The following is a 24,068-nucleotide window of genomic DNA, read 5'->3' on the forward strand; positions in this document are numbered from 1 at the left end:
GTTTCGCAACACGCGGAAAAGGCGCGCCCCTCCCGGAACAGGCGGGGCGCGCGATTTATCCGATGCGGTCGTGTCAGAATTTGTAGCTCAGGCCGACCATGTACGTCGCCCCGCTCTGGTTCTGGTTATAGAGGTAGCGGTTCTGGCCCCAGAACTGGGTGTCCTTCTCGTTCGTCAGGTTGATCCCGTCCAGCGAGAGCTGGAGCTGATCGGTGATGTTCCAGAAGGCCGAGGCGTCCACATAGGTGGAGCCCTCGAAACCCCGCGTGCTCGCGCTCATCACGGAGTCGCTGTAGCCGGTGTACCAGATGCTGCGGTGGCTCATTGAGCCGCGCACGCCCCAGCGGTCCGTCTCGTAGTAGAGCGTGAGGTTGTAGCTGGTCTTCGACACGCCGGTGATCATCTTGTTGGCGTCGACGTGCGTGTAGTTCGCCACCGCGCCCAGGTTGTCGAAGGGCGCCGGCAGGAACGTGAACTGGCTCTGCGCTGCGATTTCCACGCCCGTCAGCCTCGTCGTGCCCGCGATGTTCACCGGCATGGTGAACTCGGTGACGATGGTGCTGTCGGTCGCCCCCGGGATCGTGCTCGAGGGAACGCCCGTCTCGCTGAAGGGGATGTTCTCCAGGGTTTCCGAGCCGATGTAGTTCTTGATGTTCTTGCGGAACACGCCGGCCGAAAGCAGGCCCACCTTGCCGAAGTAGTACTCGACCGACAGGTCCAGCGTGGTGTCCTTGTAGGGCTTCAGGTTGGGGTTGCCGCGAGAGGCGGTGATCTCGCCGTTGTCCTGGTCCTGGAACGCGGTGCCCTCGGCCGCCATCGAACCCAGCCCCGGACGGTTCAGGTTCTGCGTGGCGGAGAAGCGCACCAGCACGTCCGGCGTCAGCTCCAGCACCGAGTTCATCGCCGGCAGCGCGCCCGAGTAGCTGCCCTTCACGTCCGTGGTGCCGAGGTAGGCGTAGCTGTCGCCCTGGATCCAGCCGGTGCTGCTGGTGTCGGTGCTGTAGCCGCGCACGCCCACGTTGCCGCGGAAGCGCTTGCCGAACAGCTCGCTGTCCCAGTCCATCTGAACGTACTCGGACACGGTCTTTTCCGAGGTCTTGTAGACGTTCTCGATGTCCTGGATCGTGCCGCCGGTGCCATCGGCGTTCTGCCCGAGCCGGTGGTACTCGTTGTACTTGGCGAAGGCCTTGGCGTAGTCGCCGATCAGCCACGAGCCGAAGCTGTTCGAGAACACCGTGGCGATGTCGGCGACCGAGGTGCCGCGGGTCTTGGCGTTGGTGCCGTTGACGTTGGCGTCATAGAATAGGTCCATGCCGCTCTGCGTGAAGTGGTGGTAGGCCACACCCGCCCGCAGCGCCAAGGTGTCGTTCAGCTCGTAGCGCAGGTTGAGCACGCCCTCCTGCAGCTCCGATTCATTGTTGAAGGCGCGATAGTAGAAGTCGTCCATCGCGTAGTTGGCCGGGTCGGTCGGATCCCAGCCCGGATACTGGAAGCTCGCCGACTGGCCGTTGGCGCCGTAGTCGGCGACCAGGTTGCCCTTGGCGCGCATGTACAGCTTGTCGTCGTAGGGCGTGTCGTAGGTCGACTTCTCCCAGCCGACGTGGCCGTCGACCTTCAGGCGGTCGGACACGTCCCACGAGCCGGTCAGCGCGATCTGGTTGAAGCGGTTCTTGTTCAGCTCGCGGCGATGCTCGCTGCCGAAGGTCGCGCCGGTGACGTCGATGTTGGTGACGTAGCCGTCGGCGTCCCAGGCCAGGTCGTTGATGACCGACGGCGTCTGGAAGATCGCCGGCCAGGCCCCGCCGGCGGCGGTGTCGAACGCGACCGAGCCCGTGGAGGCCAGCGGCCGCGTGGCCAGGTGCAGTTCGTCGCGGTGGGTGGTGAACTGGCCGTGCAGCGCATCGAGCGTCAGCAGCACGTTGTCCACCGGCCGCCACTGCACCGCCGCCGTCACGCCCAGGCGCTCCATCTTCGCGTCCCACGAGGAGATGCGGTTGCCGTCCGCGTAGTAGAGGTCGCCGGACAGGAACTTGGCCTGCTGCTCGGCGCTCAGGCCGGAGATGTCCAGGCCCTTGTCCACCAGCGCCTGCGCGGTCGCCGCGCTCGGATGGGTGTAGTTGTAGGTGTTGTGGCCCTGCTCGGTGGTCTGGCGCTTGGCGTAGGCGACCGAGACCAGCACGCCGAACTTGTCGTCCCAGTTCTTGCTGAACAGCGCGGCGATGCGCGGCTGGGTGTCCTTGGTGTACTCGTTGGTGCCCACCTTCAGCGACACCGCGCCCTTGGCGCCCGGCCCGTAGTCGAACGGCTTGCCGGTGAACAGGCCGACCGTGCCGGCCATGCCGCCCTCGTTCTGGGCCGCCTGGAAGGTCTTCTCGACCTCCACCTTGGAGAACAGCTCGGAGGCGAAGATGTTGAAGTCGAAGGCGCGGTCGCGCGAGCGCTGGCCGCGGCTGTCCTGGGCGGAGTCGACGTTGCCCAGCACTTCCATGCCGTTGAGCTGCACGCGGGCGAAATCCGGGCCCAGGCCGCGCAGCGAGATGCGCCGGCCTTCGCCCGCCTCGCGGCTGATCTGCACGCCGGGCAGGCGCTGCAGGGATTCGGCCAGGTTCAGTTCCGGGAACTTCGCCATGTCCTCGGCGACGATCACGTCCTTCTGGATGACCGCCTCTTTCTTGATGTTCCGCGCCTCGCTCAGCGACTTGCGGTAGCCGGGCACGACCACCTCGTCGACCGAAGTACCCGAGGCCTGGTCGCCGGTGGCCTGCTGCGCGAAAGCGGCCCGCGAGCTGGCGCTGGCGACGAGCGCCACCGTAGCCAGCAAAAAGGTCTTGAGGTTCGGGTGCACGGCCCGAACCGGATAGTGCTTCGACATGAGTGTAGCCCGCCCAAATTGGTATGAACCAGATGGCTTAAAGCAGCCTGCGGCAACACCTGCGTGACAGTTCACGCCCTCGGAGCAGGAATTTGTCTATCGCGCGTCAGACGCCAGCAACGATTCGAGCAGCGGGCGGTGGCCGGCCAGGTCGGGCGCCTGCCGGTCGGGCCGCTTGCCGGCGTCGTCGAACCGCCGCAGCGTGACGGCGTCCTCGAAGAACGGCTCGGCCTCGAAGGCCCTGACCTCGTCCGCCGACATCGGTCCGCCCTGCAGCTTCAGGCTCAGCGCCGAGGCGCGGCTGAGGCCGTCCGCATAGCTCCGGTCCACCGCGCACAGGTAGCGCTTGGCGGCGACATGCAGGCGCACGGGCTCGCACACCGCGGGCGGAAAATGCTTGCTGAGAAAGAGCGCGCCGCCGATCTCGTGGCGCGCGTCGACGCCGAACAGCTCGGCCGCCTCGCCGGCGTCGTCCATCAGTTGGCCGATGTCGTGCAGCAGCGCGGCGGCCACCAGCGTGTCCGCGCAGCCGGCGCCGCGCGCCAGCTCGGCGGTCTGCAACGCGTGCTGCAGCTGCGTGGCGTCCTCGCCGTAGTGCTGCGCGCCGAAGCGCTCGAAAAGCTCGAAGATCCGCCCGATGACATCCACGCTCATGCTTCCCCGCCGATGACGCTGCAGCCGTGGCTCGGGACCGGCGGCCCGTCGTGGCAAGGCGGCGAACTGAGGCGTCATCCGGTCCATGCCCGGCGACGCCATCTGGTGTATACCAAAATGACTCCCCCCGGACAAACCGGCGCCGGCGCGGGCGCCGATCGACCCGCAATCCCCACATCCCTGATCCGTGTCGCTAGCGCCGAAACGGGAGCTCACGCCACCAGCCCCGCAGCGTCGCGGCGGCCTCGACGTCTGCGTAGTCATGCGTATCGCCCGGGAGTTCGAGGAGCACGGCGTCGGTCGCCCCCGCAACTTCATGGGCGAGTTCTGCGAACGATCCCGTCGGGTCGCCGCGTCGTTGGATGATCAAGGTCGGCGTACGGCGGCAGTGGTCGAGCAGAAGGTCCATCCGCCGCTCATGTCGGAGCCGATTGACGGGAACCCCCAGGAAAAGGGCGGCGCGCAGGTCCCACTCGCAATCGCGCCGCGCCAACATGGTGATCAAGGAACCGATCGACTTGGCGATCACATACCTCGGAGACTTCCGAGCCAGGGCCGATACGGCGGCCGAGAGGTCCGGGTCGCCATGGTCGCCGGCCCAGAAGGAATACGCAGCGACCTCGGCCTTTAGGCCCGCCAAGCGGACGAGCGTCGCCATTTCATCGGCGGTGGAGCGGTCTCGACCAGGCAAGACGACCAGATCATCGGTGAGCCCAGGGTCCATACGTGGAACCTAGCCGCGCGCCTGCCGCAACACGGCGGCTGCCCCAGCGTCCTCATCCGGATACACACTTGTCAGCCAGTTGCGGAAGGCCTGCATCGCCGGGGAAGGCGTGCGGGACTTGAGCCATGTCAACCAGTAGGCGCCGACATCGGCATCGATCGGAAACGGTCGCACAAGCTGGCCGGCGTCGAGTTCGCGTCGAAACAGGCCGTGTGGGACGAGCGCGACACCTTCGGCCCGCATCGCCGCCTGGACCATAATCAGCGAGGAATCGAACAGTGGGCCGCGCAGGTTCACAGCGTCCAATCCCGCCGACTTGAACCAAGCGAGCCAGTCCTGCGGCCTGTAGGAACGCAGCAGCGGCAGGCGCAGCAGGTCAGCCGGTTCGCGAAGCCACTCCGCCAACTGCGGCGCGCAGAGTGGCGACATTGGCGCTTCGCAGATCAACTCGGCCTCGCAGCCGTGCCAGGCCCCGTCGCCGAAACGGATCGCATAGTCCAAACCCTCGGCGACCACGTCGACTTTGTTGTTGTTGGTCAAGATGCGCAGATCGATGAGGGGATGGGCGGCGCGGAAGGCGGGCAGGCGCTCGAGCAGCGCGCCTACGACGAAAGTGCCTACGGCGCTGACCGTGAGCACCTCGCGCACGCCGCCAGCTTCAAACTGCTCAAATAGCCGGTCGATGGCGCCAAAGGCCTCAAATAAGGTCGGCGCAAGCCCCAGGCCTTCATCGGTCAGCGTCAGCCCGCGGTTCGAGCGGCGGAAAAGGGGCATGCCGAGCCTCTGTTCGAGGCCCTTCACCTGATGGCTGATCGCCGTCTGCGTCACGCACAGCTCATCGGCCGCGCGGGTGAACGACAGGTGGCGCGCGGCGGCCTCGAAGGCGCGCAACGCATTCAGGGGGATCGTGGCGCGCATCGACTCAGCCCCAACTTTTCCTCATGCCTTGGCTGCGTTCTTATCCTTTGCCACGTGGGGCTGAAGCAGTCGACCGTCGCTCCAGCTCATCCTTGGGGAGCGCGCACATGAGTGAATTCGAGGGACGCCGCCGTTCTCGCCGGGTGGGCTGCCGCGAGATGTTTGCGGCTTACCTGATCGCGTTCACCAGCCCCGCTGCCGCAATCGCGGCCGCCGCGCCTGCTGCCGTCTGGCAGCCCTCGCCAGGGCATGTCCAGGTGCCGATCTGGCCGGGGACGCCTCCGGACTTTGTCCGTGATCCGAGGCCGGAGTCGGGCGCGTCGACCCACGTCAGCCGGCCGACTATGACCGTGTACGCGCCCAAGGGGCGCAATACCGGCGTCGCCGTGGTGGTGTTCCCCGGCGGCGGCTACCAGGTCCTGGCCATGGACCTCGAAGGCACGGAGATCTGCGACTGGCTGACCTCGCGCGGCATCACCTGCGTGTTGCTGAAATACCGCGTGCCGAACTCCGGTCCCACAATGCTCCAGGGGGTTCGCTATTACCCGAAGGTCCAGACGGCGGTGCAAGACGCGCAGCGAACACTGCGGCTTGTTCGCCAGCAGGCGGCTCAGTTGCATGTCGATCCGCACAAGATCGGCGTGATCGGCTTTTCCGCAGGCGGACACCTCGTGGCGGCGGTCAGCACACGCTTTGCACAGCGGACCTACTCGCCGGTCGACGCCGCCGACGCGCTGAGCTGTCGCCCGGACTTCGCCATCGCGGTTTATCCAGGCCACCTCTGGGTTCACGAAGATGAGGACCGCGCGACCCGCAAAGATGAAGACCTGAGCCTTCGTCCGGATATCCGCGTGCGCGCCGATACGCCGCCAACCTTCCTGCTTCAGGCGCAGAATGATCCTGTCGACAACGTCAGGCAGTCGCTCGCCTACTACGTCGCCCTGCAAAAAGCTGGCGTTCCAACGGAATTGCACCTCTATGCTCAGGGCGGCCACGCCTTCGGCCTGCGGCCGACCAACCTTCCGATCGGCCGCTGGCCACAACTGGTGGAGCAGTGGCTGCACACGATCGGCATGCTCGGCCGTCCATAAGGCCGCTCAGATCGGGAGGTCCGCATTCGGGTGTCGGGCCAATGACGGTGTTCCACCCCTCTCAGACCTCCGCAAGGTCCGCTCGCTGGCGATCCCCGAGGTGGAAGGGAACCCTGGTAGCTGGGGGCGAGTACCGACAGGCTCATACATCGCGCCGCTTGGTCATCGTACTCCGTCTCGGCCGCGCTGCGTGACCTCCAAGTCGTTGTCAAAGCGCCATTTTTGACAATCGTTTTGCTGTCGCTCTCACGCTGTGACGGCACGCGCGGCGCTAGCTGCCAAAGCATGCCGCCGGCAAGCATGCATTCAGAATGGTCCTGCAGAGTCAGGACAAATCGCCCGACCAAACGCGCTGGGACTCCTCTGGCAAGTCACATGTGCAACGACTACCTTAGCCGCATGTCGGATGCACGCCGCCACCATTACGTTCCTGAACTTCTTCTTTCGGGATTTGCCGTCAAAGGAAAAGGGAAAGAACTACAATCCACGGTCCTCGACAAAGTGACCGGCCGAACGTTTGTATCGGCGATCAACAACATTATGGTCGAGCGCGACTTCAATGCCGTGAAATTTAAGGGCGAACGCCTTTCCCTTGAGAATTATATAACGACTTTTGAGACCGAAGCGGCACCGGTATTCAAAAAGCTAATCGAAAAGGAGACTACAAATTTTCTCTCTGATGACGAAAAGGGGGTAATATCCGAATTTGTTGCACTTCAGCTAATTCGAGGCACGGGCCATCGCGCGATATTCCAGCAGTTGGTTGTAGATTTTCGAGCCGAGATGGATCGTCGAGGCATTCCGATTACCGACGACGATGTGCCAATACCGGACAAGGAAGATGCCAAAATGGCAGTCCTCCGAGTCATTGCAAAATCTATACCCGAATATGCGGCACATATTGTCGGAAAGGAGTTTATGATTTGGAAGGCCCCTGACGATGCGCCCTTTATCATCGGCGACAATCCTGTCGTTCTCGACAACTCACAGCCCGCGGGGGCGTTCGGAAACATTGGTCTTGCCGTGAAGGGAATTGAAATTTACATGCCCCTCACCAGCGAATACTTGCTTGGCATGTGGTGCAACACTGTGCGCGCAGATGGACAGTCAAAGCTCGCCGATATAGAAGAAAAGCATAGACAAATCCGCACTCTTGCGACTGTGGGCAACACCCGCCTCGCTGAGGCTGCAACTGAGGTACTCAAGCATCAAGGCGAAGTCGACCGCTTGCGAGGGGTATTTTCTGACGTTGAGAAGGGTGGCCCCGTCAGAACTACTCGGGAACTAGCTCTCCGATTCAATTCGATGCAGGTAGTGTTTGCGGAGCGCTATCTAGCTTCGAAAACAGGCACCTTTGAACCCGCGCCAGAAATGTTCGCGGCAAACCCCTCCCTAAGACAGGGGGGGCCGCGTTCCACAGTCCGCTAGCGGCGATTTTGTGGACAGCGCGGAGCGCGCGGGAACGAGACGTCAGTCCAAACGGACCAACTCTAGAACCTCAACTCCAAGCGCTTTTGCCAGCCTGACCATCACGAGAAGCGTCGGATTCCGACGTCCGCGCTCAATCCCGCCGACATAGGTTAGATCGAGTTGCGCCTCGAACGCGAGTTGCTCCTGCGTCAGGCCTCGCTCCAGACGCAGTCGCCGCACATTCCCGCCGAAGGCCGCCCGCCAGTCCATGCGCGATGGGGCGCGATGATGACTATAGTCACCAGGGACTATAGTCCTTATAGGGTGAGGCGGTGCTCCATCACCGGATGGAAATGGAATGACCGACTCCGACGCCACTCTCAATGACGGCGGTCACCAGGCGCGCCTCAAGGCGCTGGCATGGGAAAAGCTCCTCACCGTCATTCATGCACTGGCGGATTGGGTGGAAGCTGAAGACTGGAGGCGGATGCACAACGAAGGTTCTGCAAACGTTCCCGAGAAGCGCATTTCTCGTATGAACCTGGACGTAGCTGCGGGAGCTACCAACGCGAACCGCGAAGTTCCCTAGTACGCATCGGTTTTATAAAGGAAATTTTTGGCAGCAGTCCTGACATCAAAGGCCGGCAGACCTGCAAATCTCGCAGCTGCATTACTGCTTTCCGCTACATCCGCGCAAACTGACGCTCAATGTATGAGCCTGGATGTAGCTGGCTCAAAATTCACCCAACTTATTGATTTTAAAAGAGAAAAACAGGAATGGTAGCTGGGGGCCGCTACAAGCGGATACCCCCTCTCGTTCCCTATGTGATCGCGGCCTAAGCGACCGAAATCGGAGGACATCATGAAACGCCCGCGCCAACCCCAAAGCCGCAAGCCCGCGCCCGCCGCCGGCGTCGCCTCGTCCGCGAACACCAGGGATGGTGGCGACGGTGCGATCTTTGTGCGCGCCCTTCAGGGCGGTGACTGGACGCAACTCCAGGGTCGGGGCGAATTCTGCATTCCGATCGGCGTCCAGGAACTCAAGGTCCAGTTGGGCGGCGGCGGCCAGGGCGCGCAGGGCCGCGATGGGGGCCGGCCTGGCGAGATGCTGCAGACCCTGACCATTCGGGTTCAGCCCGGTCAGCGCATCCCCTACGAGGTCGGGCGCGGCGGAAAGGACGGCGAAGACGGGCACGACACCATGTTCCATGGCGTCGTCGCCCATGGCGGCGGACGCTACTAGCCCATGCCCCTGTCGCCGCAAAACGAGGCCCTGATCCAGCGCGAGCTGGGGCCGCTGGCCTTGCCGGGGACAGCGGCCGGCGGGCTGCCCGTCGGGGTAATTTCACTCAACCTCGACGGCCTAGACCAGCTCCTTGACGCCGCGCGGGAGGAAGGCTTCAGCGCCGCGTTGCAGGCGTCACGGCCACCATGGACCATCGGCGCGATCGAGGTCGAGCCCGGCCACGTGTTCAACATTAAAGTCGGATATGCCGATGGACCGACGACGACGCCGTTGCCTGCGGGGGGCGGCGGCAGCGGACGCTATGACCAGCAATCGCGCGGCGGCGGCGGCTGGGGAACCAGCGGCGCCGATCCCGGCGACGACGCCGGCGCTGCGAGCGGATCGTCACCTCCATTTCCAGGCGGCGCAGGGAGCGGGGGCGGGGCGCGCGGCGCCGAGTAAGGTTGATTTCGGCACGGTTATTGCCACCAAGCGGCGCTGCTCGGGGCGATTGCTACCCACGCGGCACATGCACAACGTTGCGTTTGGGAGGCATACATGTCCCGCACTTCGACCCGCGCGCCGCGCAGCTGTCCGACCCGGCCCCGCGAATTCCGCCGCCTGCGCCGCCAGGTGCGCGCCCTGCGTCGCGCCGGCGTCGACTACGACGACCCGGCGGCTGAGGCGGCTTACTACGCCCGCGCCAAGCCGGTGATCGAGGCGGTGATCTCCGCGACGGCCGGCGGCATGCGCGGGTTGAAGGTCAAGATCGAGGCGCTGGTCTGGTGCGCCGCCGGCGTCGACTTCGGCTTGGGCGAGACCCTGGGCGAGCGGGTGATCGGCTCGATCCTCGACGACCTGGTGCGCGAAGCCGGCCTCGAGCCGTGAGAACATAGGCGGAACATTTTCCGTTGCGAGCGGCGCTCGCACGGCCTAGGAGTCGCCGCCATGGCGCTTCCCGTCGGCCCCGTCCATCGCAGCGAGCTCGAGCACACCGTCGCCATGTGCCTGGCCAAGCATTGGCAGGCGCATATCCGGTGCCTGTCCTGCGATCGCAAGGTCGTCTGGCGGGCCGCCGAGCTCGCGCGCCTGCCGGGCCGGCTGACGCTCAACGCCCTGGCCCGAGCCGCGTGCTGCAACGCGTGCGGCGGCGTCGGCGCCGACATCGCCCTGACCCAGGATCATGACGCCACGCGCGCGGCCGACATGGCGCGGATCGCCGCGAAGGCCGCCGCCAACCCGCCGTGGACGCCGCCGAAGCCGGCCGGGTGATCGCGCACGAAAAAAGCCCCCGGCCGAAGCCGGGGGCGAGGTCTACAGCGACAGAAGGGAAGAAGGGCTCGCCGCTGGATCAGAACCGCTTGCGCCAGAGCGTCACCGTCGGCACGTCGGGCGCGCGCATGCCTTCGGAGGGCTCAGGCCGGACCATGCCGGCGCAGGCCGCCAGGAGGCCCGCCAGGAGCCCCAGGACGGCCGCGGCGAGGGCGCGGGCCCTCACCGGCCGGCCGGCGGCTTGGCGGGCGCGGCGGGCGCGCCCTGGGGCGCGGCGCAGGCCTTGCGGGCGTCGGCGATGAGCTGGTCGAGGGCGTCCTCGCGGGCGAAGCGGGCTCCGGCGTAGCCGAGGCCGTATTCGTCGCCCACCAGGGTCGCGCCGGCCGGCAGCGCCGGCTTGTTCGGCGCGGCGGCCTCCAGCTCCACGGGGCAGACGATGCGCGTCTCAGTGCGGACCTGGACGGTCGGCTCCAGCAGGCGCGGGTCGATCTTCGGCTTCGTCGAGGCCTGCAAGTGTCCGCAGGCAGACACCGCGACAGACGATAAGGCCAGCAGCGTCGCGAGGCGCAGCCGCGATGGCAGCTTGGACATGGGCTTTTCTCCGGGCTAGCAGGGCGCCGCGCGCCTCGGCGCGGGCGATGGCGGCGGCCTGGCTCGCGCGCAGGCCGTGGATCTCGCTGTCGCGCGCGTCGACGGCGTCCAACGCGGCGTTGTTCGAGGCGGCGAGGGTCTGGACCTTGGCGCCGCAGGCCGCCGGGGTGATCCAGCGGCCGGGCCGCGTCGGGTCCGGATCGGCGCGCAGGCCGAAGTCGCAGGCCCGCGCGCGGAAGGCGTCGACCAGCGCCTCGGCGATCGGCTTGGCGCAGGCCGCCTCGGGCGCCTTGGCCCCGGCCTTCTGGGCGGCGGCGGCCTGGCATTCGCCATAGGCCCGCGCCTGGACGTGGTCGCGGCCGGCGCGATCGAGGAAGATCTTGGCGCCGAAGCCGGCGGCCAGCAGCGCGAGAAGGCCGGCGATCGCGCCGGCCAGCTTCGGATTGAGCATGACGAACCTCTAGGAGCGGGGCGGAACGGCCGGACGCAGGGCGGCGAGGCCCTGTTCGCAGAGCGCGCGCTCTGCGGCGCGGCGGTTGTCGAGACCCTTGCTGACCACCAGGCAGTCCTTGCCCGGCGCCGGCGTGTAGGGACAGCGCGCGCGGGACACCTTCACCTTGTTCCACCGCGGAATCGCCGCGCAGGCGCCGGCGAAGTCGCGCGCCCGCGCCCGGCGGGCCGTGATCGAGCCGCAGAAGTTGGCGACGCCGATGTTGTAGCCCATCGAGGCGAAGGCCACCTGCGCCATCAGCGGCGTGTCGGCGGGGATGCACGCGCGGATCGGCCGCGCATGGCGCTCCACCGCCTTGACCAGCATGGCGTCGCACTCGGCCTTGCTGTAGCGGCGCTCCTCCACGCCCTGGGTCTCGCCGTAGCAGACCGTGCGGACATGGGCGAGGTCGTCGTAGGGATCGAGGCGCAGCCCCTCCCACTCGGCGATGAACGGCACGGCCGCGGCGACCACGGCCGCCAGGCTGACGCCGCCGGCGACGCGCGTGGCGGTGCTCACGGCGCGTCCGGCGGCGAGGCGTGATGCACGCCGGCCCAGCGCCTGGCCCAGCCCCACACGGTTTGCGGGATCTTCATCTGCCAGGCTTTCTGGACGATCAGCAGCACCGTGTAGACCAGCGTGGCGATCATCACCCACTGCTGCAGGCTCAGATTGCTCCACGCGGCCATCGCGCCGAGGACCGATGCGCGGATCCCGTCCCAGACGGTCTCGCGCACGATGGAATGCTGGTGGGCGGCCATCAGGACATCCTCTCGATGACCCAGCACACCGCGACGCCGAAGGCCGCGCCCCTGGCCAGCTCGACGTAGGTGTTGAACCCTTCGTCGCCGCGCTTGACGCGCATGGCGTAGAGACGGGCCAGGATCGAGGCGACGGCGGCGTAGCTCAGGAACGGGCCGACGAGCTCGCCGATCGGCCGGCGCAGCCACAGCGCCAGCGGAATCGCCGCGAGCGCCGCCAGGCTGTGGCGCACGAAGGTGGCCGCGGCGCGCGAGGGCGGCGGGTCGATCGAGGCGCCGAACAGGTTGGAATCGAGCGACCGCTGGACGGCCCAGATCAGCCCCAGGACCGCGCCGAGCACGCCGCCGGCGGCCCAGCCCAGGGCGATCAGCGCCAAGGCCGCCCAGAACACGCTGCGGCCCGGCAGGGCGTCGTCGAGCTTGGGCCAGCCGCCGCCGACGAAGCGGTCGGCGAGCGCATAGGCGCAGATCAGGATGACGCCCAGCCAGAGCGGCAGGGCGGCGTCGGCGAACATGCCGGCCTCCTTTCACGGGGGTGCGAGCGCCGCGCGCTCAGCGCTCGCGGCAGCGGATGATGAAGCTGCGGTCGTCCTTGTCGCCGGCCTCGGTCTCGACGTGGTTGGTGACCGTGTAGTCGACGCCGGCCTGGCCGCCGGAGATCCACACCATGGCGACGGTCCCGACGACGCGGGTCTTGGTCGGATCGTCGCTGAGCGTGAGCCCGTCGGGGCTCGCCGACCAGGTCGACGTGACGATCGTGTCGCCGGCCGCCGTCGTCAGCCAGTCGGCCCACTGGCAGCCATAGCCGAGGTCAGCGTTGGGATCCTTGTAGATCCACCAGCCGGCGGGGGAGTAGTCGAAGCCCGTCTTCATCTGACCTCCAGGACCCGATCCTCGGCGGCCACCGCGAGCACCCGATCCTCGCCGGGAACCCAGAGGATCCGTTCGGGCGGGGCCAGGTGCGAAATCGTCGTGACGATCGCCGAGGCGACGCCGGCGCCGGCCGCGGCGCCCGCGATCGGAACCCTTCGGCCGAGGCCGCCGGACGCGGCGCCGAGGCCCTGGGCGAGCGCCTGCAGCGACACCCGTCGATTGATCGCGCCGGCCGCCCCGCCGGCCCCCTGAGCCGAGCCCTGAAGCTCCCTGCCGAGCCCGAGCGCGGCGCTGGCGGCGCCCAGGCCCGGCGCCAGGCCGGCGAGCGGGCGCGCGGCGAACACGGCGGCGTCGGCCGTTCCGGACCCCGCCGCAGCGCCCGCCAGGGGATGGGCGACGGACAGATCGCCCTGCGCCGAGCCCACGCCCTCCGCCTCGCCGGCCACGCCGGACGAGGCGAGGGCGGCGACGGCCGCGCCAACGCCTTGGGCCAGGCCGGCGATCGGCCGGTCGGCGAGCACGGCGGCGCCGGCCACGCCGGATCCCGCCGCGCCGCCCGCCAGGGGATGGTTGACGGTCAGGGCGCCGGCGGCGACGCCGGCGCCCGTCACGCCGCCGGCGAGAGGTCGATCGACGCCCAGCGCGCCGGAAGCGATCCCCCCGCCAACGGCGGCCCCTGCCAGGGGACGCGTCGCGGCGAGCGCCGCAGAAGCCTCCCCCGCGCCGCTCAGGGCGCCCGCGAGCGGCCGAGCCGCCGCGACCAGGGCGGACGCCGATCCCGCGCCGGCCGCGGCGCCGGCGATCTCATAGTCGTGGCCCAGCGCGCCGGCCGCCACGCCGACGCCCGCGGCGGCGCCCGCCAGGGGCCGATCCGCACCCAGCTCGGCGCTCGCCGCGCCCACCCCGGCGGCCGAGGCCGCCATGGCGTGGAGGACGCCCAGATCGCCCGAGGCCGCCGCCGAGCCGGCCGAAGCGCCGGCGAGGGGCCGGGTCGCGCTGATCGCCGCCGTCGACGTGCCCGCACCGGAGCCGGCGCCCGCCACCGGGCGACGCGCCAGCATGGCGCCCGTCGCCGAGCCGCCGCCGTCCGCGCCGCCGGCCAGGGCGTAGCTCGCGCCGGAAACGGTGGGAGCCGCCGCCTTGTACGCATGGCCGCTGGGAAGCGAGCCCTCCAGCCCCCATTTCCAGGCCAGATATCCCTCGAACACCTCGATGTCCGCGTCCGACGGCGAGCCGTCGAGGATAATCACCTCGCCGAAGTCGATGTCGGAGGTGCGCGACCAGTCCGAGGAGCGGTTGCCGAGCGTGAACTCGTCGTTACGCGCCTCGTAGATGCGGCCGTAGTCGGTGCTCTGCCCCTGCGACTTGATGCGCCCGCAGAAGAAGACGGTGAATGACGTGGTCGGGTCGGTGGCGCCGTCGTCGTAGTAGACGGCCTTGGCGTCGCCGTTGACCTTGAACATGCCGGTCGTCGAGATGTCGATGCCGGTGCTCGGCACGCGCATGGCCGCTATCAGCTTGACCGGGAAGTCCGATGGCGTGGCCGCGATGTCCACGTAGACGCCGTGGTAGTTCAGGAGCGGCTTGTTGCCGGAGTAGCCGTCGTAGTCGCAGGCGAAGGCGTCCAACAGGGTGGACGTGCCATAGTGGCCGGAGGCGACCATGCCGCCACCGCTCGGAAACGCGATGGTCGGCATGCTTTGGAAGTTCGCGTTGGACGCCGTGCGCGTTCCCTGCTTGCCGGCCGTCGCCTGCGAGAGGTCGTAGCTGTTCGCGGACTTGTCGGCCCAGGCGGTGACCGTGCCGGCGCTCTCCGTGACGGTCGAGGCGTCGGCCGCGTCGTACCAGTGGCGGACGGCGGCGCCGTAGTCTGCGGGCGTCCACAGGGTCATGGCTTAACCCTTGGGCTAGTCCTCGCTGCAGACGATCGCCCCGGCCGCCACCGTGCCGCTCTCGCCGTCGGCGATCGTGCGCGAGGTGGTCAGGGCGCCCGTGTAGAGGCAGTTGCCCGAGGTCGACGCATCCCAGATCGAGAAGTGCGACACCGTTCCCCAGTCGCCGCCCGAGGCGGTGAAGGTGTGGGTCGAGCTGTTCGCCGCCGAGCCGCCGGAAGCCGCGTCGAAGGTGATCGCCTGGCGCGCATAGCCGTTGCCCGCCAGCTCGCCGGTCGTGCCGGCGTCGGTCGGATCGGCGGTGTGCAGGGCGAGATAGCGGCCGGTCGGCCGGGTCGGCGTCGCGCCGCCCAGCAGCCAGTCGAGGACGGCTGTTTCGGCGTAGTCGGCTTTCGACATGGAAGGATCCTTTGCGGAAGGGCGAAGTGTCGGAAATGCGAGCGGCGCTCGCGCCGTCAGGCGGCGGGAGGCGCGTCGACGAAGGTGGCGGAGACGCTGATCACACCGTCGGTCACCACCAAGGCGCGGGTGTCGAGCACCTGGCCCTCGGGGGCGACCGGCTCGGCGGCGACCTGGATGCGGAAGCGCGCCAGGTCGGCGGCGCTGTAGCGCGAGAGCGCGTTCGGGGCGTGGCGGAAGGCGCGGTCGATCACCGCGCCGGCCTCGGCCTCGTAGATGTCGGTCTCGTCCGCGCCGACGACGAGCTGCGCGGTGGCGAAGGGCTCGCCCGGCGTCAGCTCCACCGCCGCGCCGTCGACCAGGATCGCATAGGCCATGATGGGTCCTCAGAACTGCAGGGTGTGCGTGCCGACCACGTCGAAGGTGTGGATGGTCCAGCCCCCCACCTGCGTGATCGTGCCGCCCGTGGCGCGGGGCAGGCCGGGATAGGAGACGATGACGACGCCCTGCTTGCCGTCGCCGGCGGTGGCGCCCGTCGAGGCCGCGCCGCCGTCCCCGTAGTGGACGCCGTTGGCGCCGCCGCTGGCGGCGCCGCCCTTCGCATAGGTGATGCTCGCGCCGCTGATGTCGCTGGCGAGGCCTACGCCGGCGGATCCGACGCCGCCCGGACCGCCGGCGCCGCCGCCGCCGCCCGCGGTCGATAGCCCTCCCGGCGAGCCGCCGGCGTGGCCCTGCCCGGCGACGCCAGCGCCGCCGGGACTGGTCGACTGGCCGCCGGCGCCGCTGCCGGACCCGCCCGCAAAACCGCCACCCGTGGGCGTCGTGCCACGGCCGCCGCCGTAGCAGATCGCGAAGCCCTCCAGCGAGGAATCGCCGCCCTGCTGACCGTTCGCGGTCAGGCTCTTGCCGCCAAGGCCCCCGGCGCCGACGACGACCGTGAAGGACTGGCCGGCGGTCGCGGCGAACGCGCCTTCAAGCATGCCGCCGGCGCCGCCGCCGCCCCCGGCGAGCGTCGTATTGCCCGCGCCGCCGCCGCCGCCGCCGGCGATGACGAGGAAGCGGCCCAGCACGCCGTGCGACGTGCTGGCCAGCATGGCGTTGGTGTGCGGGCGCATCAGGCCGAGGCGCGGAAGCTGGCCTCGATCACCGGCGTCACGGCGTCGACGACCTCGTAGTAGATCTTATCCTTGGCCCCGGCGCCGGTGCTGAGCGTGGGCGCTCCGTCGGCCATGAAGTCCCAGCAGGAGGCGTAGGTCAGCAGCCGGCCGCCCGTGCCGTCCTGGTTGACCTGGAGCGAGCCGGTCGCGCCCTCCTGCAGATTGGTCGGCTGGCCGAGGATGCGGTTTCCGCCGAGAGTGACCTTGGCGCGGAAGCCGCTGTTCATGTCCCAGGCGATCGTCGCCGCGTCGGTCAGGGTCTGCGCCGCCATGGCGCTCTTCAGACCCAGGGCGGTGATGTAGTGGCTATCATCGGACCCGGCGAGGATCTGCGCCACCGTCGCCTTGGTCAGGCCTCCCGCGGTGAGCATCGCCAGCAGGGCCGTGAGCAGTTGCGTGTTGTCCGTCTTGTCCGGGGCGATTTCGGCGTAGGCGAGCACGCCGAGAATCTCTTCCTGGATCGAGTTTAGCCAGTCGGCGGTGACGACCGTCGGCGTGACGCCCGAGCCCGGCAAGGCGTGGGAGAAGAAGCCCGGTTCGCCGGCGGCGTAGGGCTCGGGCAGCGACGCTGCCGCCGTCGCATGGTCGATGCGATGCATGCGTGATCCTTGGAGCTGGAAAGAGGCGCGCTCAGGCGGTGGCGAAGCCGGCCAGCGTGTGCGCGGGTTTCAGCGCGTCGAAGACGCAGATGATGACGTCGTTCTCGACCGTCAGCAGGGCCTCGCCGGCGGTGGATACATCGGCCGAAAAGTAGAAGGCGCGAAGACCGGGGACGGTGACCAGCCAGTAGTGCGCCCAGTCGTCGCCGTAGGCGGGTTGATCGCCGCCATCGATGTCCGCGCGGAACGGCGCGTAGGTCTCGATCGTCACGCCCGAGTAGCCCAGCCGCGCGGCGATCCGCAGGAAATAGGCGACCGACTGGCCGCCGCCGTCGGCGAACTTGGCCAGCACCTGGCCCCGCCGCTGCGCCAGCGTCTGGTCCGTGCCTTCGCAAGGATCCGGCAGGCCGAGTGTGGCCTCCCATTCGGTCAGAAGGGCGTCGACCGTGCCGGGGAACGCGCCGATGAGGAGCCCAACGGCGGCGGCGTCATGGTCGGCGAAGGCCTGCGCCAGGCCGCGAAGGACGCGGGTCTGCACCGCGTCGGGATCGGTCGGCCAGACCGCGCCGCGCGGCATGAGCGCCTGCAGCGCGGCCAGGTAGTCGGCGGCGCCATGCGCGCGGATCGTCATGGCCTAGGCCCAGGTGATCGCGCCGAGCACCGGCAGATAGCCAAGGTCGCTGGCGAGGTCGCCGGCCGAACCCGGCGTGACCGACCCATGGTCGGGCGAGATCCCGGTGAGGATGAAGCCGAGCGAGCCGGCCACCGCGCCGATCGCGGTCTCCAGGCGCGAGACCTCGATCGTCCCGCCTGGCTTGCCGGCGTCCAGGAACACCGCCGTTATCGCCGCGGCGATGGCCGCCTTGACCGAGGCGCTGGCGGCGCTGAGCCCGGCGATAGTGAAGTCGACGGTGTTGGCCGAGGGGGCGGCCAGATAGACCAGGGCGGTGACCGGCTGAAGGGGGAAGATCGCGTCGGCCACGGCGAGCTGGTCGCCCGTCGCGGCCGTGTCGCGCGTTTCGCCGGCGGCGACGCCGTTGGTCCCCTGCGGGAAGCCGTCGTGAGCCGCCTGGACGTCGTCCATCATGAAGCGGACGAGGACCGTCCCGGTCCCCATCTCCAGCGGATAGGCCCAGGCGCGGGTGACGCCGGCGACCTGGAGCGCCCACTCCTCATAGTCGGCCTTGGCGCCGCCCTGCGGCGGATCGGCGTAGACCTTGAGCATGCGCGCGCGCAGCTCGTCGTCGGTCTCGATGTCGGTCCCGCCGGTGAAGGCGGTCGAGACCGCGCCGCTGGAGTTCACGCCGGATACGGCGCTGATCAGGGTCACCGTCAGGCCGGCGTCGGCGTTCCAGGCCGAACCTTCGGGCTCGCCGAGGTCCATCACCGCCTGCGCCGCGACGGTGAGGGCGCCAGACCCGTCCACGGTCGCCTCGGCCGTCGTCGCGTAGACCCGGCCGTCGTCGCGCACGAACTGCGAGCCGGCGGGCAGGACCGCCGTCGGCGTGCCCGTGAAGCCCGCCGCGCCGGTGGCCGCAGCCGAGGCCTTGCGGGTGACGCCCTTCAGCGCCGCCCAGGCTTCCAGCGCTTCGCCCGTCGCGGTATAGGGGACCGCCTGCAGCGCGATCCAGTCGAGATAGCCGTATTGGCCGTTGAGGGCGCCGGCGAGCACCTGGGCGAGGATCCGCAGGTTGGAATAGCGCAGCAGGGTCTGCGCGCCGGGAAGCGCGGCGTCGATGTCGGCGGCGACGTTCTGACGAAGCTGCGTGAGGGTCGGACGATCGAACGGCACGTCAGATCACTCCATTCCAGACCCAGCGGAAGTTCAGCGCCAGGGGCGCGGCGCCGTCGCGATGCAGCACGACCCGAGCCCCCAGCTCGCCCGGACGCGTCCATTCGGTGGCCACGTCGATGCTCGCCACGACGCCGTCGTCGATCAGCCATTGCAGCGCATCGACGATATCGCCCCTGACGAGCCGCAGCGTCGCGGCCGAGGCCTTGGCGCGGAACCGCAGCCAAAGACGCGAGCCGATCCGCGTCGTCGATCCCTGGTCGCCCCACCAGCCGCGCGGGTCGCGGGCGCCCACGTCGACCAGCTCCGGGTCCGACGCGCGGCCATCCGTGAACAGGCTGATCAGGACGGCCGTGGTCAGGTCGTCGCCGGCGGCGAGGAGCGGGCCGGCCAGCGCCCAGTCGCCGACGGCGGCGCCGGCGTCCCACGTCGTGGTGATGTCGGTCATGGTCTACTCGGCCAGGAGGTCGGGGAGATCGCTGGTCCCGTGGCGGTGTCCGTTGTGGGCGGCGCGCAGGACCTTGACGGAGACGTTGTCGCTGTCGCAGCGGTCGACGATGTCGCCGGTCACCTCCAGGCGGTCGGTTTCGAAACGCACCGTGCCGCTGGCCTTGACGGTGACCGTCGTGGCGTTCTCCAGCAGGACGGGCAGGCCGGCCGCGCTGACGTGCAGGCCGTCCTCGCCGAACCACAGATAGGCGCCGCGCTGATCGTAGACCGCCGCGTCGCCGGGCTTCAGGCCTGTCAGCCGATAGACCTGGTGGCCGTGGGCGACGCCGACGCCGTTGGAGCGCTCGCCGCCGGGGAAGATCACCACCACGTCGGAGCCGGGCGGCGGATTGGAGGCGAAACCGAACAGGCCCAGCAGCGGCGTGCGGTCCCGAAGACCCCGGCTTCCGTCGGTTCCCTTCGGCCCCAGGTCGACCTGGGCGCGCTGGACCGGACCGGCGTCGTCGACGACGGTCACCCGGCCGCGGCCGATGGCGAACATCAGCCGGTCGACGATGCCGCGCATCAGTCCACCCCCGCCAGCACCGGAACCAGCAGGATGGGTTCCGGCGAATAGGCCTCGGGCGGCATGAGCACGACCTGGGCCGTCGTGCCGGTGTCCTTCGCGCGGCGAAAGGTGACCTGGCCGATGATCCAGGCGGCCTCGTCCAGATGGTGCTCGGGCAGCTTGACCGGCGCCAGGGTGTTCGGCCGCCAGAGCGCGCCGGCCTCGTCGCGCCAGCTATCGCAGGTGATCACGGCCTGACGGCTGCGGCCCATGCGGCGGGAGGCCTCCCACGCCGCGCGCTTCTTGGCGATGTCCTGGCCGCCGGACGGCGCCTCGGCGATCATGGATTTGCGGCGATGGCGCTTGACCTGGGGATCACGGGCGCTGCCGATCAGGTTGCCGCCCTCGCCCAGGTCGCCCAGCACGTCCATGGACAGGAGGAAGGCGTCATACTCCGAATAGCGCTGGTCCATCGTGCGGCTGACGGCGGCGTCCTGCACGTTGACGCCCTCGGTGAAGCCGCTGGCGGCGCGTTCGGTCCCGACCTGGCCGAGCACCAGGGCGCCGGCGGCGTCCTCGTAGGCCAGGAGGGCGGCGTAGCGGCAGACCTGTTCGATCACGTCGAACGCGGTCTCGGTGAGGGTGAGGTTGAACTGCGGGATCGTCGGCCCGGCCGCGCCCGTGCTGGAGACCGAGATCCCGTAGGGCTGGGCGAGCTTGCGGGCGATTTCGACGGCGTTCGCGCCCGAGATCTGGCCGGTCGGCCACTCGGCGCTGCAGTCGACCAGGTCCTGGCACTTGCCCCGCCCGATGATGCGCACCGAATGGCCCTTGGGCGAGGTGCGCGACATGTAGCGGTCGACGTAGCCGGTGATCACCGTGTCGCCGCCGATGGCGACGGTGCAGGCCTGTCCCGGCTCGACCACCAGCCTGGCCGCGTCGCCGGGATAAAGTTCGGTCACGCCGATGTCGAACGACCGCGGCACGCTCTCGGCGCCGCAGGTCACGGCGATTTCGGTCCAGCCGCTGATCCGCTTGCCGCCGACGGTGAGGCTGAGGTCGTCGGCCATCAGGAGGACAGCGCCTTGAAGCTCACCGGCATGAACAGCGGATGGGCCGGGTCGGCCTGGCGCGCCAGCTCGTCGGCGCGCGAGGCGTCATCATAGAGGCGGTCGGCCAGGGTCAGCGCCGGCAGGGGCGCGCCAAACACGAACGCCCGCAGACCGGCCAGGCGCGCGCCGCGGACGGCCAGATCGCGGGCCACCGCCGAGCGCAACGCCGACAGGGCGGTGAAGGCGGCGTCGTCGCCGACGTCGCCGGCGGCGTCGATCACGGACTCCAGGGCGTCGACGACCAGCTTGCGAGCGGCGCTCGCATCGTCGGCGCTGGACGGCTGGTAGTCGGCCGCCGCGCGGGCCAGCTCGATCGCCGCCGCGCGGCGCACCAGGCGGATGAAGGCGGCGTCGGCCTCGACGTCCATCCGGACCTCCCTACCCCGCGAACGTGGTCAGGCCCCGCAACAGGCGCAGGGCGTCGGCGGGATCGGCGCTCGCCTGGCGCACGGACGAGGCCAGGGCCTGGGCCTTCGCCGCCAGATCCTGCGGCCCCGAAGTCGAGGCGACCAGGCCCGCGGCGCTGGTCAGGTCGTCGCCGGCGTCGGCGACCAGGCCGCGCAGTCCCGAGGCGCGGGCGACCAGGCTCGACAGATCGCCGACCGCGCCCAGCGCCCCCGAGCGGCCGAAGCCGCCCAGGTTGCCGCCGTTGAAGTAGCGTCCGAACGAGCCCTGGAGCTGGCTGGCGACATGGAACAGACTCGTCGCGTCGCTGGCGGCCGACAGGGCCGCGCCGGCCGCCTGGCGCGCCCGATCGACCAGGCCGAGGGCGACGGTCTCGCCACGGCCGACCAGCGGGCCGATCGCGCCGGCGAAGTCGTCGGAGACGGCGGCCTCGGCGGCGTCGGCGGCGATCCCCACCGCGTCGCCCGTGCTCGAGTCGGTGCTCGGGAACTCCCGCGCGCCGCTTTCCACGAAGCTGAAGGCCAGCTCGAAATAGCGGCCGGCGTCCCAACGCTCGACCACGGACAGGTCGTCGACGCTGACCTCGAGGCGGCCATAGGTCGGATGCACCAGCGCGCCGGAGCCCTCGGTCTCGGCCGCGGCCACCATGCGCTCGCGCTGGGCGATGACGTCGCCGCCGCCGTAGATCAGCGAGTCCGAGACCAGGAAGCCGGTGACGCGCTGGCGCCGCGTCTTGCGGCCGAGGTCCTCGGGCCAGGGCTTGTCGCGGAACGGATACTCGTGGACGGCCAGGCGCCGGCCGAAGCGGCTCTCCCCGCTCAGCACGCCGAACGGCACGCCGCGGAAAGAGGCCGGCTGCAGCGCCGCGATCCAGTCGCTGGCCACGGTCAGCCCGCCATGGCGTGGGAGACGCGCACGTCCATGCGCGCATCCGGCGAGGCGGACGATTCGACCACCAGGCCCGGCGGCGCGTTACGGAAGCTCACCTGGATCTCCGCGCGCGTCGCTGGCGGCGCGGAGCCGCGATTGTCGTTGTCGCCGCTCGCCATGACCGTGGGCGACGCGCCGCCAGGGAAGGCGCCGCGATAGAACTGGTGGCCGCCGCGGGCGAGGGTCATGTCCTGGTCGCGCGCCCAGCTCGGCATGCGCCGTCCCATGGCGGCCTGTCCGGCGGGCGAGACGAAGTTCACCGCGCCCTTGGTCGGATCGACGTAAGGGTGCTGGGCGATCGCCGCCAGAACGGCGGCCTTGGCGTCCTGGTAGGTCTTGGAGCCGACGGCCAGGCTGTTGAGATAGGCGCGGCGGGCGGGGTTCATCCACGGTTCGAACTGGCCGCGCTGGTGGACGATGTCGCTGGCGGCCTTGCCGCTGGCGGCCATGCGGTTGAGGATCACGTGGGCCACGTCGCCCTGGCCGCGCGCGTCGCCCGGCAGCGCCTCGCCGACGACCGTGCGGACCATGGCGTCCAGATCCTTCGCGCTCATGCCGGTGCGGGTGACCGGACGGCTGGTGAAGCGGCTTGAGGCGGCCGGGGCTTCGACCTTCGACTCGGGATCGCCCTTCACGGCCGCCACGAAGCGCTGGGCCTCGCGAACGATGGGCTTCGGAATGCGATCCTTCACCCATTTCACCGCCGCCTCGATGCGCTTCACGAACGGCTCGATCCGCGCCCAGGCCGCGTCGAAGATCGCAACGACGCGGTCCCACAGCGGGCGGAAAAACAGCTCCAGTCCGCGCCAGGCCGCCTTCACGCCGCGAACGTCTTCGCTGGCGACAAACGCCACGCCCCGGAAAGTTCCCCGCAGGAAGCCGATCGACGCACTGAGACCCTGAACGCTCAGCCGTCCGAAGCCCATCACGAACGGCGAATTGATCACATCCTTGGCGAGGCCCGACCAGCGCTGCGAAAGCTCGGTCGTGGCCTGCTTCATCCTCGTCGCCCGCTCGATCTGCTTATCGCTCAGCACCGCGCCGGAGCGATCGAAACGGTCCATTTCCGTGCGCAGCTTGGCCGAGCCGTCGAGCAGCGCCGGCAGGGCCGAACCGACGCCGAAGGTGTCGGCGATGAGCTGGCGGGATTGGGCGGACTTCTGGCGGGCGAGGATATCGGAGAGATCCAGCATCGCCTGCTTGACATCGAGCGTGCCGTCCTTGGCGTAGCGCAGCTTGAGGCCGAGCTGGTTCATGGCGGCCAGGGCGGTGGCGTTGCGGCCCCAACGCGCGTCGTTCAGCGTGCGGCCGAGACCGTTGAGGCCGGCGTCCATGGCCGAGGCGTCGACGCCGAACATCTTGCCCGCGCCGCGGAAGTCCTGAAGGTCGCGGGTGGAGACGCCGATCACGCGACCCGTGTTGCGGATGTTGAAGCCGAGGTCGGCCCACTTCTGCGAGACCTTGGCCGCGATCACGCCGGCGGCGGCCAACCCCGCCGCGGCGACGCCGATCCCGGCGCCGGCAAGGATGGCGGCCGAGCCCAGGGCCTCCCCGGCCGCGGCCGTGCCGGTCAGCGCTTCGCCCGCCGCGCCGGCGTCGGCGGCAAGGCCCTTGCCGGCCTTGGAGGCCGCGCCGAAGCCCTTGCCCATGTCGGCCGCCGCGCGGCCGAGCGCGTGGCTGTTGGCGACGGCCTTGGCGAACTTGGAGCCGGCTTCGGTCAGCGCCCGCGGCACGCCGAACCGCTCCAGCGCGCGGGCGGTCTTGTCGATCGAGGCGCCAAGGCGCTTGGTGCGCGCGTCGACCGCGCCGAACGTGGCGCTGGCGCGGTCGCGGGCGTCGATGAAGATCTGGAAGCGATTGGCCATCAGTCCCTCCCTCCCCGCTTGAACGCCACGGCCTGGTCA

32 protein-coding genes are annotated in these 24,068 nt (G+C 69.4%); 7 read left to right on the forward strand and 25 right to left on the reverse strand.

Going from position 1 to position 24,068, the window contains the following annotated elements:
• Positions 1–73 precede the first annotated feature (73 nt).
• The 4 genes from ACE3TA_RS08285 to ACE3TA_RS08300 form a co-directional block, all read right to left on the reverse strand.
• Positions 74–2,872, reverse strand: coding sequence for a TonB-dependent receptor (locus ACE3TA_RS08285; RefSeq protein WP_374572459.1), 2,799 nt, complete (start codon positions 2,870–2,872; stop codon positions 74–76).
• A gap of 96 nt (positions 2,873–2,968) precedes the next feature.
• A complete protein-coding gene (locus ACE3TA_RS08290; protein ID WP_374572461.1) occupies positions 2,969–3,526 on the reverse strand; it encodes an HD domain-containing protein in 558 nt (185 codons plus the stop codon).
• 193 nt (positions 3,527–3,719) lie between these two features.
• Complete coding sequence (locus ACE3TA_RS08295; protein ID WP_374572463.1) at positions 3,720–4,250, reverse strand: hypothetical protein; 531 nt, start codon at positions 4,248–4,250, stop codon at positions 3,720–3,722.
• A 9-nt stretch (positions 4,251–4,259) separates the two neighbouring features.
• The gene (locus ACE3TA_RS08300; RefSeq protein ID WP_374572465.1) at positions 4,260–5,168 is read right to left on the reverse strand and encodes a LysR substrate-binding domain-containing protein; all 909 of its coding nucleotides are present in this window, start codon (positions 5,166–5,168) and stop codon (positions 4,260–4,262) included.
• Between the two features lie 107 nt (positions 5,169–5,275).
• On the opposite strand from ACE3TA_RS08300, the gene ACE3TA_RS08305 reads away from it, so the two are divergent.
• Both ACE3TA_RS08305 and ACE3TA_RS08310 read left to right on the forward strand, forming a co-directional pair.
• Positions 5,276–6,259 carry an alpha/beta hydrolase gene (locus tag ACE3TA_RS08305; protein WP_374572467.1) on the forward strand — a complete coding sequence of 328 codons (984 nt, stop codon included), beginning with the start codon at positions 5,276–5,278 and terminating at the stop codon, positions 6,257–6,259.
• A gap of 375 nt (positions 6,260–6,634) precedes the next feature.
• Positions 6,635–7,687, forward strand: coding sequence for a DUF4238 domain-containing protein (locus ACE3TA_RS08310; protein WP_374572469.1), 1,053 nt, complete (start codon positions 6,635–6,637; stop codon positions 7,685–7,687).
• 42 nt (positions 7,688–7,729) lie between these two features.
• Here the strand turns inward: ACE3TA_RS08310 and ACE3TA_RS08315 are convergent, their stop codons facing one another.
• The gene (locus ACE3TA_RS08315) at positions 7,730–7,939 is read right to left on the reverse strand and encodes a helix-turn-helix domain-containing protein (protein WP_374572471.1); all 210 of its coding nucleotides are present in this window, start codon (positions 7,937–7,939) and stop codon (positions 7,730–7,732) included.
• A gap of 88 nt (positions 7,940–8,027) precedes the next feature.
• Between ACE3TA_RS08315 and ACE3TA_RS08320 the strand changes: the two genes are divergently transcribed.
• The 5 genes from ACE3TA_RS08320 (at position 8,028) to ACE3TA_RS08340 (ending at position 10,166) form a co-directional block, all read left to right on the forward strand.
• On the forward strand, positions 8,028–8,258 hold the full coding sequence (locus tag ACE3TA_RS08320) for a hypothetical protein (RefSeq protein ID WP_374572473.1): 231 nt from the start codon (positions 8,028–8,030) through the stop codon (positions 8,256–8,258).
• Between the two features lie 273 nt (positions 8,259–8,531).
• Positions 8,532–8,912, forward strand: coding sequence for a glycine-rich domain-containing protein (locus ACE3TA_RS08325; RefSeq protein WP_374572475.1), 381 nt, complete (start codon positions 8,532–8,534; stop codon positions 8,910–8,912).
• A gap of 3 nt (positions 8,913–8,915) precedes the next feature.
• The gene (locus tag ACE3TA_RS08330) at positions 8,916–9,356 is read left to right on the forward strand and encodes a hypothetical protein (RefSeq protein ID WP_374572477.1); all 441 of its coding nucleotides are present in this window, start codon (positions 8,916–8,918) and stop codon (positions 9,354–9,356) included.
• Positions 9,357–9,452: 96 nt separating this feature from the next.
• Positions 9,453–9,782 (forward strand): hypothetical protein, encoded by a 330-nt coding sequence (locus ACE3TA_RS08335; RefSeq protein WP_374572479.1) that lies wholly within the window; start codon positions 9,453–9,455, stop codon positions 9,780–9,782.
• 60 nt (positions 9,783–9,842) lie between these two features.
• Entirely contained in the window at positions 9,843–10,166 is a 324-nt protein-coding gene (locus ACE3TA_RS08340) for a hypothetical protein (RefSeq protein ID WP_374572481.1), read from the forward strand.
• Positions 10,167–10,245: 79 nt separating this feature from the next.
• On the opposite strand, the gene ACE3TA_RS08345 is transcribed toward ACE3TA_RS08340, so the two are convergent.
• The 20 genes from ACE3TA_RS08345 to ACE3TA_RS08440 are packed head-to-tail and all read right to left on the reverse strand — an operon-like array spanning position 10,246 to position 24,029.
• On the reverse strand, positions 10,246–10,392 hold the full coding sequence (locus ACE3TA_RS08345) for a hypothetical protein (RefSeq protein ID WP_374572483.1): 147 nt from the start codon (positions 10,390–10,392) through the stop codon (positions 10,246–10,248).
• Positions 10,389–10,679, reverse strand: coding sequence for a hypothetical protein (locus tag ACE3TA_RS08350; RefSeq protein ID WP_374572485.1), 291 nt, complete (start codon positions 10,677–10,679; stop codon positions 10,389–10,391). Before ACE3TA_RS08350 ends, ACE3TA_RS08345 begins: the two co-directional genes overlap by 4 nt.
• Positions 10,612–11,208 carry a hypothetical protein gene (locus ACE3TA_RS08355; protein ID WP_374572487.1) on the reverse strand — a complete coding sequence of 199 codons (597 nt, stop codon included), beginning with the start codon at positions 11,206–11,208 and terminating at the stop codon, positions 10,612–10,614. The genes ACE3TA_RS08350 and ACE3TA_RS08355 overlap by 68 nt, the downstream gene beginning before the upstream one ends.
• Positions 11,209–11,217: 9 nt before the next feature.
• Positions 11,218–11,766, reverse strand: coding sequence for a lysozyme (locus ACE3TA_RS08360; protein ID WP_374572488.1), 549 nt, complete (start codon positions 11,764–11,766; stop codon positions 11,218–11,220).
• Positions 11,763–12,008 (reverse strand): hypothetical protein, encoded by a 246-nt coding sequence (locus tag ACE3TA_RS08365; protein WP_374572490.1) that lies wholly within the window; start codon positions 12,006–12,008, stop codon positions 11,763–11,765. Before ACE3TA_RS08365 ends, ACE3TA_RS08360 begins: the two co-directional genes overlap by 4 nt.
• Complete coding sequence (locus ACE3TA_RS08370; protein WP_374572491.1) at positions 12,008–12,523, reverse strand: hypothetical protein; 516 nt, start codon at positions 12,521–12,523, stop codon at positions 12,008–12,010. Before ACE3TA_RS08370 ends, ACE3TA_RS08365 begins: the two co-directional genes overlap by 1 nt.
• 37 nt (positions 12,524–12,560) lie before the next feature.
• Positions 12,561–12,881: a hypothetical protein gene (locus ACE3TA_RS08375; RefSeq protein WP_374572493.1), complete on the reverse strand. Its 321-nt coding sequence runs from the start codon at positions 12,879–12,881 to the stop codon at positions 12,561–12,563.
• Positions 12,878–14,773 (reverse strand): hypothetical protein, encoded by a 1,896-nt coding sequence (locus ACE3TA_RS08380; RefSeq protein ID WP_374572495.1) that lies wholly within the window; start codon positions 14,771–14,773, stop codon positions 12,878–12,880. The genes ACE3TA_RS08375 and ACE3TA_RS08380 overlap by 4 nt, the downstream gene beginning before the upstream one ends.
• 15 nt (positions 14,774–14,788) lie before the next feature.
• On the reverse strand, positions 14,789–15,172 hold the full coding sequence (locus ACE3TA_RS08385; protein ID WP_374572497.1) for a hypothetical protein: 384 nt from the start codon (positions 15,170–15,172) through the stop codon (positions 14,789–14,791).
• Positions 15,173–15,228: 56 nt separating this feature from the next.
• The gene (locus tag ACE3TA_RS08390) at positions 15,229–15,549 is read right to left on the reverse strand and encodes a hypothetical protein (protein ID WP_374572499.1); all 321 of its coding nucleotides are present in this window, start codon (positions 15,547–15,549) and stop codon (positions 15,229–15,231) included.
• Between the two features lie 9 nt (positions 15,550–15,558).
• A complete protein-coding gene (locus tag ACE3TA_RS08395; RefSeq protein WP_374572501.1) occupies positions 15,559–16,287 on the reverse strand; it encodes a glycine-rich domain-containing protein in 729 nt (242 codons plus the stop codon).
• Positions 16,287–16,928 (reverse strand): hypothetical protein, encoded by a 642-nt coding sequence (locus ACE3TA_RS08400; protein WP_374572503.1) that lies wholly within the window; start codon positions 16,926–16,928, stop codon positions 16,287–16,289. Before ACE3TA_RS08400 ends, ACE3TA_RS08395 begins: the two co-directional genes overlap by 1 nt.
• Before the next feature lie 31 nt (positions 16,929–16,959).
• Positions 16,960–17,559: a YmfQ family protein gene (locus ACE3TA_RS08405; RefSeq protein ID WP_374572505.1), complete on the reverse strand. Its 600-nt coding sequence runs from the start codon at positions 17,557–17,559 to the stop codon at positions 16,960–16,962.
• Between the two features lie 3 nt (positions 17,560–17,562).
• The gene (locus tag ACE3TA_RS08410) at positions 17,563–18,720 is read right to left on the reverse strand and encodes a baseplate J/gp47 family protein (protein ID WP_374572507.1); all 1,158 of its coding nucleotides are present in this window, start codon (positions 18,718–18,720) and stop codon (positions 17,563–17,565) included.
• A gap of 1 nt (position 18,721) precedes the next feature.
• Positions 18,722–19,168 carry a phage GP46 family protein gene (locus ACE3TA_RS08415; protein ID WP_374572509.1) on the reverse strand — a complete coding sequence of 149 codons (447 nt, stop codon included), beginning with the start codon at positions 19,166–19,168 and terminating at the stop codon, positions 18,722–18,724.
• 3 nt (positions 19,169–19,171) lie between these two features.
• A complete protein-coding gene (locus tag ACE3TA_RS08420) occupies positions 19,172–19,735 on the reverse strand; it encodes a phage baseplate assembly protein V (RefSeq protein WP_374572511.1) in 564 nt (187 codons plus the stop codon).
• Complete coding sequence (locus ACE3TA_RS08425) at positions 19,735–20,787, reverse strand: phage baseplate assembly protein (protein ID WP_374572513.1); 1,053 nt, start codon at positions 20,785–20,787, stop codon at positions 19,735–19,737. Before ACE3TA_RS08425 ends, ACE3TA_RS08420 begins: the two co-directional genes overlap by 1 nt.
• Positions 20,787–21,197 carry a hypothetical protein gene (locus ACE3TA_RS08430; RefSeq protein WP_374572515.1) on the reverse strand — a complete coding sequence of 137 codons (411 nt, stop codon included), beginning with the start codon at positions 21,195–21,197 and terminating at the stop codon, positions 20,787–20,789. Before ACE3TA_RS08430 ends, ACE3TA_RS08425 begins: the two co-directional genes overlap by 1 nt.
• Positions 21,198–21,207: 10 nt before the next feature.
• Complete coding sequence (locus ACE3TA_RS08435) at positions 21,208–22,119, reverse strand: DNA circularization N-terminal domain-containing protein (RefSeq protein WP_374572517.1); 912 nt, start codon at positions 22,117–22,119, stop codon at positions 21,208–21,210.
• A gap of 2 nt (positions 22,120–22,121) precedes the next feature.
• Positions 22,122–24,029 (reverse strand): cell wall hydrolase, encoded by a 1,908-nt coding sequence (locus ACE3TA_RS08440; protein WP_374572519.1) that lies wholly within the window; start codon positions 24,027–24,029, stop codon positions 22,122–22,124.
• Between the last annotated feature and the right edge of the window lie 39 nt (positions 24,030–24,068).

The organism is Phenylobacterium sp. (assembly GCF_041916435.1).
Classification (GTDB): Bacteria; Pseudomonadota; Alphaproteobacteria; order Caulobacterales; family Caulobacteraceae; genus Phenylobacterium.

What these genes read in the sequence shown, in the direction of transcription:
- ACE3TA_RS08300 (WP_374572465.1), bottom strand. Translation starts at nt 5,168, where the DNA reads ATGCGCGCCACGATCCCCCTGAATGCGTTGCGCGCCTTCGAGGCCGCC.
- ACE3TA_RS08285 (WP_374572459.1), bottom strand. Translation starts at nt 2,872, where the DNA reads ATGTCGAAGCACTATCCGGTTCGGGCCGTGCACCCGAACCTCAAGACC.
- ACE3TA_RS08425 (WP_374572513.1), bottom strand. Translation starts at nt 20,787, where the DNA reads ATGGCCGACGACCTCAGCCTCACCGTCGGCGGCAAGCGGATCAGCGGC.
- ACE3TA_RS08390 (WP_374572499.1), bottom strand. Translation starts at nt 15,549, where the DNA reads ATGGCCTATGCGATCCTGGTCGACGGCGCGGCGGTGGAGCTGACGCCG.
- ACE3TA_RS08305 (WP_374572467.1), top strand. Translation starts at nt 5,276, where the DNA reads ATGAGTGAATTCGAGGGACGCCGCCGTTCTCGCCGGGTGGGCTGCCGC.
- ACE3TA_RS08335 (WP_374572479.1), top strand. Translation starts at nt 9,453, where the DNA reads ATGTCCCGCACTTCGACCCGCGCGCCGCGCAGCTGTCCGACCCGGCCC.
- ACE3TA_RS08340 (WP_374572481.1), top strand. Translation starts at nt 9,843, where the DNA reads ATGGCGCTTCCCGTCGGCCCCGTCCATCGCAGCGAGCTCGAGCACACC.
- ACE3TA_RS08310 (WP_374572469.1), top strand. Translation starts at nt 6,635, where the DNA reads ATGTGCAACGACTACCTTAGCCGCATGTCGGATGCACGCCGCCACCAT.
- ACE3TA_RS08375 (WP_374572493.1), bottom strand. Translation starts at nt 12,881, where the DNA reads ATGAAGACGGGCTTCGACTACTCCCCCGCCGGCTGGTGGATCTACAAG.
- ACE3TA_RS08400 (WP_374572503.1), bottom strand. Translation starts at nt 16,928, where the DNA reads ATGCATCGCATCGACCATGCGACGGCGGCAGCGTCGCTGCCCGAGCCC.
- ACE3TA_RS08415 (WP_374572509.1), bottom strand. Translation starts at nt 19,168, where the DNA reads ATGACCGACATCACCACGACGTGGGACGCCGGCGCCGCCGTCGGCGAC.
- ACE3TA_RS08405 (WP_374572505.1), bottom strand. Translation starts at nt 17,559, where the DNA reads ATGACGATCCGCGCGCATGGCGCCGCCGACTACCTGGCCGCGCTGCAG.
- ACE3TA_RS08330 (WP_374572477.1), top strand. Translation starts at nt 8,916, where the DNA reads ATGCCCCTGTCGCCGCAAAACGAGGCCCTGATCCAGCGCGAGCTGGGG.
- ACE3TA_RS08320 (WP_374572473.1), top strand. Translation starts at nt 8,028, where the DNA reads ATGACCGACTCCGACGCCACTCTCAATGACGGCGGTCACCAGGCGCGC.
- ACE3TA_RS08290 (WP_374572461.1), bottom strand. Translation starts at nt 3,526, where the DNA reads ATGAGCGTGGATGTCATCGGGCGGATCTTCGAGCTTTTCGAGCGCTTC.
- ACE3TA_RS08315 (WP_374572471.1), bottom strand. Translation starts at nt 7,939, where the DNA reads ATGGACTGGCGGGCGGCCTTCGGCGGGAATGTGCGGCGACTGCGTCTG.
- ACE3TA_RS08440 (WP_374572519.1), bottom strand. Translation starts at nt 24,029, where the DNA reads ATGGCCAATCGCTTCCAGATCTTCATCGACGCCCGCGACCGCGCCAGC.
- ACE3TA_RS08370 (WP_374572491.1), bottom strand. Translation starts at nt 12,523, where the DNA reads ATGTTCGCCGACGCCGCCCTGCCGCTCTGGCTGGGCGTCATCCTGATC.
- ACE3TA_RS08385 (WP_374572497.1), bottom strand. Translation starts at nt 15,172, where the DNA reads ATGTCGAAAGCCGACTACGCCGAAACAGCCGTCCTCGACTGGCTGCTG.
- ACE3TA_RS08355 (WP_374572487.1), bottom strand. Translation starts at nt 11,208, where the DNA reads ATGCTCAATCCGAAGCTGGCCGGCGCGATCGCCGGCCTTCTCGCGCTG.
- ACE3TA_RS08395 (WP_374572501.1), bottom strand. Translation starts at nt 16,287, where the DNA reads ATGCGCCCGCACACCAACGCCATGCTGGCCAGCACGTCGCACGGCGTG.
- ACE3TA_RS08365 (WP_374572490.1), bottom strand. Translation starts at nt 12,008, where the DNA reads ATGGCCGCCCACCAGCATTCCATCGTGCGCGAGACCGTCTGGGACGGG.
- ACE3TA_RS08420 (WP_374572511.1), bottom strand. Translation starts at nt 19,735, where the DNA reads ATGCGCGGCATCGTCGACCGGCTGATGTTCGCCATCGGCCGCGGCCGG.
- ACE3TA_RS08430 (WP_374572515.1), bottom strand. Translation starts at nt 21,197, where the DNA reads ATGGACGTCGAGGCCGACGCCGCCTTCATCCGCCTGGTGCGCCGCGCG.
- ACE3TA_RS08380 (WP_374572495.1), bottom strand. Translation starts at nt 14,773, where the DNA reads ATGACCCTGTGGACGCCCGCAGACTACGGCGCCGCCGTCCGCCACTGG.
- ACE3TA_RS08295 (WP_374572463.1), bottom strand. Translation starts at nt 4,250, where the DNA reads ATGGACCCTGGGCTCACCGATGATCTGGTCGTCTTGCCTGGTCGAGAC.
- ACE3TA_RS08325 (WP_374572475.1), top strand. Translation starts at nt 8,532, where the DNA reads ATGAAACGCCCGCGCCAACCCCAAAGCCGCAAGCCCGCGCCCGCCGCC.